General features: G+C 76.6%; 3 protein-coding genes. All 3 read left to right on the top strand.

The genetic code is table 11. The features are described from left to right. Positions 1-218: 218 nt before the first annotated feature. The 3 genes from GQS09_RS12280 to GQS09_RS30660 all read left to right on the top strand — a co-directional run bounded on the left by GQS09_RS12280 (position 219) and on the right by GQS09_RS30660 (position 10,833). Positions 219-5,870 (top strand): hypothetical protein, encoded by a 5,652-nt coding sequence (locus GQS09_RS12280; RefSeq protein WP_207957743.1) that lies wholly within the window; start codon positions 219-221, stop codon positions 5,868-5,870. A 1,092-nt stretch (positions 5,871-6,962) separates the two neighbouring features. Further along, positions 6,963-9,731, top strand: coding sequence for a right-handed parallel beta-helix repeat-containing protein (locus tag GQS09_RS12270; protein WP_165986072.1), 2,769 nt, complete (start codon positions 6,963-6,965; stop codon positions 9,729-9,731). A gap of 34 nt (positions 9,732-9,765) precedes the next feature. Then, positions 9,766-10,833, top strand: a complete 1,068-nt coding sequence (locus GQS09_RS30660; protein ID WP_313896109.1) for an RICIN domain-containing protein — start codon at positions 9,766-9,768, stop codon at positions 10,831-10,833. Positions 10,834-10,986: the final 153 nt, after the last annotated feature.

Genomic DNA, 10,986 nt, shown 5'->3' with positions numbered 1-10,986 from the left:
CCGCGCTCGGACACGTCAGCCCCGCCGGCCTGCCCGCCCCGACGCCCGCCGCCTCCGCGGCACCTCTCCCGCCTCCCGCCCAGACCGCCAGCCGGTTCCCGGCGCCCCCGGCGGCGCCACCCACGTCCGCCACCGCACCCCCGGCCGCCGCCGTCCCGCCTCCGGCCGCGGAGGGCCATGGCGGCGGCAAGGGCACCCTCCCCGGCGACGCCGTCACCGTGCCGCAGCCCGCCGCGTCCGAACTCGGCGCCCAGCTCCGCAAGCTGCTGGGCCTGGACCCGCCGCGCGCCCACGACCCCGACATCGCCCGCATGCGCCGCACCCACCCGCACCTCTTCCAGCCCGAGGTGCGCATGGTGCGCACCACACAGCTGCACATCGAGCACACCTTCAGCGTGCCCGGCCTCGACGGTGTCCGGGTCAGCACGCACCTCAGCGCCGGCGCGCCCCACGGGCTCGACGTCCGCTTCAACGGCGGGCCCGCCCACCCGGGCGTCACCTGGTCCTACGATCCCGCCGCCAACGTGGTGCGGCTGGAGCACACCACCGCGGCCGGCGCGCAGCGCTGGGAGCTTGGCCTCGACGCACATCACCAGGTCAGGCAGGTCGTCCAGGGCGTCGCCCCGGGCGGCGGCGTCGGCCCTTCCGGTTCCGGCCCCGGTCCCGCCCCGGGTTCCGGCAGCGGCGGCGGTGCCGTCGTGGCGGCCGGTCCGTCCCCCCTCGGCGCCCCGCAGACCGTGCGCCTGGCGGGGCGGGACATCACGCTCACCCCGGGGGCGGCACCCGGCGGCGTGGTCCTCACCCTCGGCGGCGGCCCGGCCCCGCCCGGCATGACCGCCGCGTTCCACGGGCGCGGCGGGGTGCTGCGCGTCGAGGAGACCGTGAACGCCCACACCGTCCGCCGCTGGGACTTCACCGTCGGCCAGAACAACGACCTCCACTTCTTCCACGGCATGGAGGAACTGCGTCTCGCCGACGGCACCCGTGCGGTCCGCGTCGGCGCCGGCATCGACATCACCGGAGCCCGCACCGGCGGCTGGCAGCTGCTGCACGCCGACGCGGCCACCGGCATCACCCCGGGCGGCACGCCCCGGCTGCTGCACGTGGGCGGCGCCGACACCCTCAGCCTGCCCACCGGCGCCGGCTACCGCCTCTACGACCCGGCGACCGGCCGGCTCACCCACGACGCCGTGCGCCTGGCCGGGGACGGGGCCGCCCCCGGCCGCCATGTCCTCACCGGGCTCGGCGACGGCAGCCTCCGGCTGGCCGACGCCGACGCCGCGCCCGTTCCGGGTCTGACGGTCGTCCGGCCGGGGGGTGGGGGTGTTCTGCATGTGGGGCGGGTGGGTGAGGTGCGGGTGGGGGTGTACGGGCTGGACGGCCGGTTTCTGCATGAGGTGTTGCCGGTGCCGGGTACGGCGTTGCCGGGGGGTTTTGTGCGGTTGCCGGGCGGTGCGGGCGGGGGTGCGGAGCTGGTGCATGCGGACGGTACGCCGGTGCGGGTGGCGGGCGGGCGTGTGGGTGTGGTGGCGCAGCCGGCGGGCGGGTGGCGGATCGAGGCCGGTGGTGTGCATCTGACGGTGGATGCCGCAGGGCGGCAGACGCATGAGGTGACGGTGCTGACGGGGGCGGACGGTGCTCCGGCCGGTCAGCTGGTGCACACCCCGGTGGGTGCGCCCGGTGCGGCGGGTCCGGGTGCCCCCACCCTGCACGCCCCGGACGGCCACCGGGTTCCTGGCCTGACCGTCACCCGCATCCTCGACGGCACCGCCTTCCGCGTCTCCGACGGCGGCACCGGCTTCCGGGTCCACACCGCGCGGGGCGCCTACTCCTACACCGCCACCGCCATCACCGGCGGCTCCCTCGACGGCAGCTTCCTGCGCACCGGCCCCGGCGCCACCGGCCCCGCCCGTCTGGACGTCATCGACGCCCGCTACGCCCGCGTCGACGCCGGAGCCGTCGCCCAGCAGGGCAACGGCTTCCGCGTCCACCACAACGGGCGGCACCAGGTCCTGGACGCGGCCGGCGTCCACACCCACGACGCGGTGCACCTCACCGGCAACGCCGCCCGCGCCGTCGACCAGTACGTCCTCACCCCGGCCGGCGCCCCCGCCGGCACCCCGCACACCCTGCACGCCCCCGACGGCGCGCCGGTGCCCGGCACCACCGTCATCCGCCTCCCCGACGGCGGCCACCACGTCCTCACCGGCACCACCGCCGCCGTCCATCTGCCCGGCGGGGCCCTGGACTTCGACGCGCTGCGGATGCACCGGCCGGACGGCACGGCTCTGGACACCTTTCTCCGCGTCCACCCCTCCGGCTTCGCCGAGGTGCTCGACGCCGACCTGACGCCGCTGCCCGGGACCCGTGTCACCCCCCGCCCCGGCGGGGCCGGCCACCGCATCGAGGGCCTCGGCGGCGGCACCGGGCTCCGCCTCACCGACGCGGCCGGCCGGATCGACGTCGACATCCGGTCCGTGCCCGCCGTGCCCGGCGGCGGCCCGGCGGTCCTCCGCGTCCACGACGGCAACGGCACCGCGCAGTTCGACGTGGTGCGCCTCTCCGACGCCGCCGGCACCCGCTTCGTGCGCACCACCGGACCGGGCGCCCCGCAGCTCCTGGACGGCGAACTGGCCCCGGTCCCGAACGCCGGTTTCACCGCGCTTCCCGGCGGCGGCTACCGCCTCCAGGCGCCGGACCGCGGCTTCCACGCCGGGGAGTTCCGTGAGTACGACGCCGCGGGCAACCTCACCTCCCAGCGCGTCAACCTGCTGCGGGAGGGCGCACTGGACACCACCCGCCACATCGAGATCAGCTATCCCCCCGGCGCCACCCCGACCTGGACCGTGGTCCGCACCCAGGGCGGCGCTCCGCCCGCCAACGCGCAGGGCGCCCGCCGCTGGTTCGACGCCGGCACCGTGGACCTGACGGGCGCCGGACAGGGCCACATCCGGCTGCTCTCGCACAGCGGCACCGAAGTCTTCAGCCGCCGGCCGCTGCCGGACGGCACCACCCTGGACTCCCACCTCCGCACCGGCGCCGAGTTCGGCATCACCTCCCAGCGCACCCGCTGGCACCAGACCGACGCCCAGGGCACGGTCATCGCCCGGGGCACCCGCCACTGGGGCCAGAGCGGACGGAGCTGGTTCGACGTCGGCGACCTGGGCGTCCGCGTCCGCCACTTCCAGATCCTGCCCGACGGCAGCCATGTGCTGGCCGGCCTGCAGCGCCACCCGTGGGGACAGTCCTTCGGCGCCCGCTCCGCCTGGCACCGCTACGACGCCGACTACCGGCTGGTGGCCACCGGAACCCGCGAGTGGGGACCCGGTCGCGGCTTCACCGACGTCATGCCGGACCCCCGCACCGGCAACCGGGTCGTCATGCACGAGAAGTGGGGCCGGTTCACCCTCTCGCCCGACGACAACCGGCAGCTCTGGAGCCGGGGCGTGGCCGCCGACGGCAGCCCCGGCCCCTCCTGGCTGCGTTTCTCCCCGCACGGCAAGGAGAGCGGCACGGGCCGCACCCTGCCGGGCGGCGGCTTCCTGGAGAGCCACCGCTTCGCCGAACAGCGCCCGCCCGCCCTGGTCCGCAGCATCGCCCTGGGGGACCACCGCGCCGCGATGTTCACCGGCGCCCCCCACCTGCGCGGCGACAGCGCACTCCAGGTCCACACCTGGCAGCTCTCCGCGGGCCCCGGCGGCCCGGTCACCGACAGCGGGATCCGTTTCGTCAGCAGCGACGGCGCCTCGGTGGACCTCTCCCGCACCGGCGAGATGGTCCGCTCGGTGCGGAAGCTGCCGCACGGCACCACCCTGCGCACCGGCGACGAGGTGGCCCTGCCGTCCGTACCCGGCATCACCCGGGACCCCGCGTACGCCCCCTGGTCCGAGGGACCGGGAAACCTCGGCGGCCACCGCACCCACCGCGCCGCCGACTTCGACACCACCGTGCCCGGCCGCCCCCCGGGCGGCCCCGCCATCCACTGGCAGGACCGGTTCACCAACGACCTGCACGACGGCGACTGGTACTCGCCCGCCGGCACCCGCCCCGACGGCACGCCCAAGACCTGGCACGTCGCCCGCACCGGGCTGGCGGACGGCTCCGTCATCGAATACCGGCCGCGGCCCCGCCCGCAGCCCGCCCCGGGGGCCGCCGGCCCGGACCCCGGACCCGGCCGCGCCTACCGCTCGTCCCTCGTGCCCGGCCAGGCCGACTGGACCCGCTACGACCACCAGGGCATCGTCGTCGGCCGCCAGGACACCTGGCCCGGCGGCCTCACCGTCACCTCCCACGGCCGGCCCGACGACGCCCGGCTGACCTGGACCGACAGCCAGGGCCGCACCGGCACCCGGGTCACCGCCTTCGACGGGAAGATGGGCCGCAGCTACTGGGACCGCGAGTCCTACCGCGATTTCCAGGGCGGCGAACTGGTCCGCGAGTACCGCATGCTGGGCGACGGCGTCGCCCTGTACGCCTGGCGCACCGACACCCCGGCCGGTGCCGTCTGGCACTGGAACAAGACCGACCGGCACGGCACCGTCCTCGACCTCGGCTCCGGCCCCGGGCAGCGGCTCCGGATCTGGCACGGGCCCGCCCGCGACGGCCTGCCCGGCACCCGCTTCGAGGACGTCGTCCGGCTGCAGGACGGCACCGAGATCCGCATCCAGGAGATCCCGGCCCTGCCCGCCACCGGACGGATCTACGACAGCCTCACCGACGCGCCCTTCCGGGTCCGCGAATACGTCGCCCGGCCCGACGGCATGCCCGCCCCCGGCGCCGCCCAGGATCTCGGGGTGTGGCGGGAGTTCGACAACGGCGCCGAACTGCGCACCATGCGCCGGCTGCCGGACGGCACCTTCCTGGAGCGCGAGCCCTGGCAGGCGCAGTGGCGCCGCTACGCGCCGGACGCGAACGGCGGGCCCGGTCCCACCCGCCCCGGCACGCTGATCGGCGAACGCACCATCACCGGCATGGTCTGGGACATGGACCCCTTCGGCCGGCTGCGGCTCTCCGGCCGGGAGGTCTTCCCCGACGGCTTCTTCAACGAGTACCGCGGTTTCACCCGCATGCTGCGGGAGCCGAACCGCTGGCGCTTCGGGCGGGACGCGGGCGGCGAGTCCCTCTACACGCCGTTCGTCACCAAGGCGTCGGGCACGGTGGCGGTGGAGTTCGCCCAGGAGTGGATCGTGGACTTCACCATGTCGCTGGCCGTGTACGCGATCGTGGCGAGCGCCACCGGCGTTCCCTTCACCCCGAACGACGTGCTGAAGGCGCTGCTCGGCGCCACGGTGAGCGCGGGCCTGAAGGGCGGCATCACCGCCGCCCATCTCTCGGTCGGACGGGGCGGGGTGAAGACCCGCCTCAGCGAGACCGACCGCGGCAACCCCGGCACCCGGCGCCCCTTCGACGAGGACTGGACGCGCGAGTTCGGCGGCAACGAGAAGGTGCTGCGCTGGCGGGCGGGCGCCTACGACTACGGCATGACCGTCGCCCACACGGCGCTCGCCGGCTTCGTCAACACCGCCGCCAACTCGGCCCTGTTCGGAGTGCGCGACGCCAACGGCAACACCGTCCACCTCTCCGGCCTGGACGCGCTGCGCGAGGGCGCCATCGGCATGGCGGCCGGTCTGACCACGGGCGTCACCACCGGCCTGGGGCGCTTCGTCATCCAGCAGAACATCGGAGGGCGGTTCGGGCACCGGGGAGGCTTCCTGGACACCCTGGTCGTGCCCGCCCTCGGCAAGCTGGCGGACAAGACCTTCACCCAGCTCTACCTGCTGCCCACCTTCCGGATGAGCCCGCCGCCGGCATGGTTCACCCCGGACCCGCCGCCCGGGACGGACCCCGGCGGAGCAGCGCCCCCGCCGTGACCCCGCCGTACGCCGGCACCCGGCGCCGGGCCCGGTGAGCCCGCCGCCGGCATGGTTCACCCCGGACCCGCCGCCCGGGACGGACCCCGGCGGAGCAGCGCCCCCGCCGTGACCCCGCCGTACGCCGGCACCCGGCGCCGGGCCCGGTGAGCCCGCCGCCGGCATGGTTCACCCCGGACCCGCCGCCCGGGACGGACCCCGGCGGAGCAGCGCCCCCGCCGTGACCCCGCCGTACGCCGGCACCCGGCGCCGGGCCCGGTGAGCCCGCCGCCGGCATGGTTCACCCCGGACCCGCCGCCCGGGACGGACCCCGGCGGAGCAGCGCCCCCGCCGTGACCCCGCCGTACGCCGGCACCCGGCGCCGGGCCCGGTGAGCCCGCCGCCGGCATGGTTCACCCCGGACCCGCCGCCCGGGACGGACCCCGGCGGAGCAGCGCCCCCGCCGTGACCCCGCCGTACGCCGGCACCCGGCGCCGGGCCCGGGCCCACCGGCCCCGGCAACCGAGAGGGCGTGCGCATCTGCTGCCGATGGAGCATGTATAAGTATGTATGGCCCTTAAGGGAGTTACGTTATGGTATGCGCGTGTATCTGATGAAGTGGGGGCGAGCGCAGGGGATTTCGCCTCACACGGCGCATCGCCGGCGCCTCAGCTCCTTCGAGACGAGCGAACCCGGGCGCAGTGGCGGCATCGGCGGGAGGCCGAACGGTGGTTCCCGGCCGCCGGCGGCAGGTCCGGCACGCGGTTCGGGAACGAGACGATCCGCGTCACACCCGACGGTGAGATCCCCCTCGAGCCGCCCGCACCGCTCGCCCACCTGGCCGGCGCCGGGCACGGCCGGTACGTCCTCGCCGCCCGCGTCGCGGTCCGGCACCGGGGCGGGCAGCGGGCCGACCGCGTCGGCGCGAACCGGGCGGTGGCCTGCCGCATCCACCACGACGCGGAACGCGGGCGCTGGTACCTGGACGCGTCCTGGACGCCGACGCGGAGCGAAGGCGGGCGACCAGTGCATCCGCAACCGTCCGGGATGCGCCAGACGAGCCGGTCCGGGTCCAGGACTCGCTCCCGCCGACTGATGAGGAACGGTGATCCGATGGCCCTGACCACCACGCCCACCCCGGTCGAGGCGGAGGTCACGCTCCGCGTCGCCCCCCGCGGGCGCTCCGCACACCGGGGCATCGCGCGCGCCCTGGCCGCCGCGCCGCCGGGCGCCGTCGTCGCCGTCCTCGTCGCCCCCGGCGCATACGACGAGACGCTGGTCCTTGACCGCCGGATCACCCTCTGCGCCGAGGAGGGCCCCGGCACCGTAACCGTGCGCGCGCCGGCCGGCGCGGCCGGGCCCGTCCTGACCGTCGCCGCGCCCGGCTGCCTGGTGGCCGGCCTGGTCCTGCACGGCGCCGACCCGGGCGAGCCGGTGCTGCGGGTCACCGACGCCGCGGGGCTGCTCATGGAGGACTGCCTGCTGGTCCGGGGCCGGATCACCGTCGAGGGCTCCGCCGCCCCGCCGCCCGGTGCGGCCGCCGGGCGGGTGCCGGGCACCCCGCGGGACCTGCTCGACGCCGACACCCCGTCCTCCCCGTCCTCCCCGTCCTCCCCGGCGCTGTCGGCGTCTGCGTCGCCGGCGGCCTTCCCGGCTGCCGCACCGGCACCGGCCCTCGCCCCCGGCCTGGCCGCCGCGCTCGACGACCCCACCGGCGGCGGCGTCCTGGTGCTGCGCAGGACCCGGCTGCGGGACGCCCGGCACGCCGCCCTCCACCTCGACGGCGACGCCCGCGCCCGGCTGGAGGAGGTGGCCCTGGAGAGCGTCGACGGCCTGGGCATCGTGCTCGCCGGCGACACCCGGCTCAGCGCCGACGGCCTGCTGCTGCGCGGCGTCTCCGGCTCGGCGCTGCGCACCCGCGGCGCTGCCCGCCTCGCCGTCCGCGACGGGCGCCTGCTCGCTCCCGGCCGCAGCGGCGTACTCGCCCAGGACCGCTCGGCGGTGCTGCTGGAGGGCTGCCGCCTGACGTCGCCCGGCCGCTCCGGCGTGCAGGCGGAGCACGACGCCGGGGCGGTACTGGAGGACTGCCGTATCGAGACGCCGGGGGGCAGCGCACTCGCCGCGGCCGGCCGCGCCCGCCTGGAGGCCGCCGACTGCCGCCTGCTGCGGCCCGCCGCCAACGGCCTGGTCGCGCTGGACGACGCCGAGGCCGCCCTGGACGGCACCACCGTCACCGGAAGCGGCTACAGCGCCGTCCACCTCGCCGACCGGGCGCGCGCCCGGCTGCACGCCTGCCGCCTCGGCGGCGCCGCCGAGCATGCCCTCGCCGTCACCGACCGCGCCGCCGTGGAGGCCGAGGACTGCACGGTCGAGGGGCCCGCGATGGCCGGCGTCCAGGTCGACGCCGAGGCCCGCGCCGCGCTGCACGGGACCCTGGTGGACGGCGGTGAGCACGGCGTGCGGCTGCTCTCCGCCGAGCAGTGCACGCTGACCGACTGCACCGTGCGCGGGCAGCGGCGCAGCGGTGTGGAACTCGGAAGCGGCGCCGACGCCATGCTGACCGGCGTCCGGATCGCCGCCACCGGCAGTGCCGGGCTGGTGGTGAACGCCGGCGCCCGGCTGTCCATGGAGGGCGGGGGCGTCGCCGGGACCCGCGGCACCGGCCTGGTCCTCTGGCAGGGGGCCGAGGCCCGGGTGCGGGGCGTGCGGATCGAGCGGCCGGGCAAGAACGCAGTGCTGGTCGGCGACCGTGCGGGCGGCGAGTTCCTCCACTGCGACCTGCACGGCGGCAGTTTCCCCGCCGTGCACGTCGGAGCCGGGGCCCAACCGCGCTTCACCGGCTGCCGGGTCTTCGACTGCGCCCGGGACGTCACGCTGGCGGAGGGTGCCGAGCCGCACTTCACGGAATCGGTGGCGGTCCGCGTCGGCACCGCGTTCCTCCCCCCGGCGTCCGGTGCCCCGGCGGCGCCCGACGGCCCCGCCCTCCCCGGCGGGCATTCCGCGCCGCCCGCGTCCGCCGCGCCCGAGGGGGAGGAGGACCCGGCCGAGGCGGGCGAGGACGAGGCGGCGCCCGAGACGCTGGAGGAACTCCTCGCCGAGCTGGACGAACTCGTCGGCCTGGCGGGTGTCAAGCGGGATGTCGGCTCCATGGTGAAGCTGATGCAGACGGTGCGGATGCGGCGGGACGCCGGACTGCCGGCCCCGCCGCTCAGCCGCCATCTGGTCTTCGCGGGCAACCCGGGCACCGGCAAGACCACCGTCGCCCGCCTCTACGGGCGGCTGCTGAAGGCTCTCGGGCTCCTCGGCCGCGGGCATCTCGTCGAAGTGGACCGCAGCGCCCTGGTCGGCGAGTACGTCGGCCACACCGGTCCGAAGACCACCGAGGCGTTCCGGCGGGCCCATGGCGGCGTGCTGTTCATCGACGAGGCGTACGCCCTCGTGCCGCCGGGCGTCTCCAACGACTTCGGGCAGGAGGCCGTCGCCACCCTGGTGAAGCTGATGGAGGACCACCGCGACGACGTCGTGGTCATCGCCGCCGGCTACCCCGACGACATGTCCCGCTTCATCGGTTCCAACCCCGGCCTCGCCTCCCGTTTCACCCGCACTCTGCTCTTCGCCGACTACTCGACCCCGGAGGTCGTCAGCATTGTGGAGCACCACGCCCAGCGGCACCGCTACACGCTGAGCGATGCCGCCCGCGAAGCACTCGCCGCCCATGTGGCGGCCATACCGCGCGACGACCGGTTCGGCAACGGCCGCACGGCCCGTCAGCTCTTCCAGGCCATGACGGAGCGGCAGGCGGTGCGGATGGCAGAACTCGCCTCCCCGGGGCCCGAGCAGCTGATGACCCTCGATGCCGAGGACGTCCCCGGACCCGCCTGACGCACCTCCCCGCCCGTACCCGAGAGGACCCCCGGTGGCCAGCCAGCCTCCCCGCAAACCCGCCGAACCCGGCTTCGCCGAGACCTTCGCCCGCCGTCCGGCCCGGCCACGCCGTGGCCTCGCGCCCGGCCGCCGGGTCTGGGGCACCCTGGGCTCCGCCGCGGCGGCCGCCGCATGCACCGCCCTGGCCGTCACTGCCGCCGGCAGCCTGCCCGGCCTGTCCCGCGGCGCCGACGCCGCCCCGGCCGCGGCCGGCGAGCCGGCACCCTCGGCCGCCGGGGCGGCCGAGGAGACAGCCGCCGCGGAAAGCCCGGAAGACCTCCGTGACGAGGACGACGGACCCGCCGGCGGGGAGCCGCCGGACAGGGAGCAGGACGCGGAGCAGGAGAAGCAGGACGACGGGCGCCAGGAGGACGACGAGCACGACAAGGAGGCGGACCCGGGGCGGGAGACGGCCCGCCAGCCGGGCGGAACCGGGGAGACCGGCTCCTCCTCGTCCTCCTCTTCCTCCTCGTCCTCCTCTTCCTCGTCCTCCTCGTCGTCCTCCTCCGGCGGGAGCTCGGACGACTCCGGCTCCGCGGCCTCCTCCCCGTCCACGTCCTCCGGCGGTTCCTCCTCTTCCGGCGGGTCCTCCGTTGGTTCCTCCTCTTCCGGCGGTTCTTCCGGGGGATCGTCCTCCTCCGGCACTCCGACGGGCGGGACACCGCGCGAGACGTTCACGCCTGTGACGGACGTCCAGCTCATCGCCATGGGCAAATGCGCCCAGCCCCGCAGCGGCTCCAACGGCGCCGGGGTCGTGATCACCGACTGCAACGGCGGCTCCGCCCAGCGCTGGACCTTCGCCGCGGACGGCACCCTCCGCAGCGGCACCCGCTGCCTGACCACCGCGGAGGGATCGGTCGGCGACGGCGCCGCGGTGATCATGTGGGACTGCAGCACCACCGACAACCGCTTCCAGTGGCGCTACTCCCTGGCCTGGGACGTCGTCAACTACGCCGCGGACAAGTGCCTGGACATCGCCAACGCCGACACGGCCAACGGCAACCATCTCCAGATCGCGCACTGCTCCGGCAACGCCGCGCAGAAGTGGGAACGCCGCTGACGCCCGCGTCTGCCCGGCCCTCGGCGGCCGCGGCGAACGTCCCCCGGCAGGGAACGGCCGGAGCGGGCGGACGGCCGCTCAGCGGCTCCACGGCCCCGCGGCTCCACGGCCCCGCGGCCCCGCGGCCGGGAGGCCGCCGGTGCCCGCCGCCCT

This window comes from Streptomyces sp. YIM 98790 (assembly GCF_011421595.1).
GTDB lineage: Bacteria > Actinomycetota > Actinomycetes > Streptomycetales > Streptomycetaceae > Streptomyces.
Note: the sequence above shows the minus strand (reverse complement) of the source record. Positions and strands in the feature narration are given on the sequence as shown.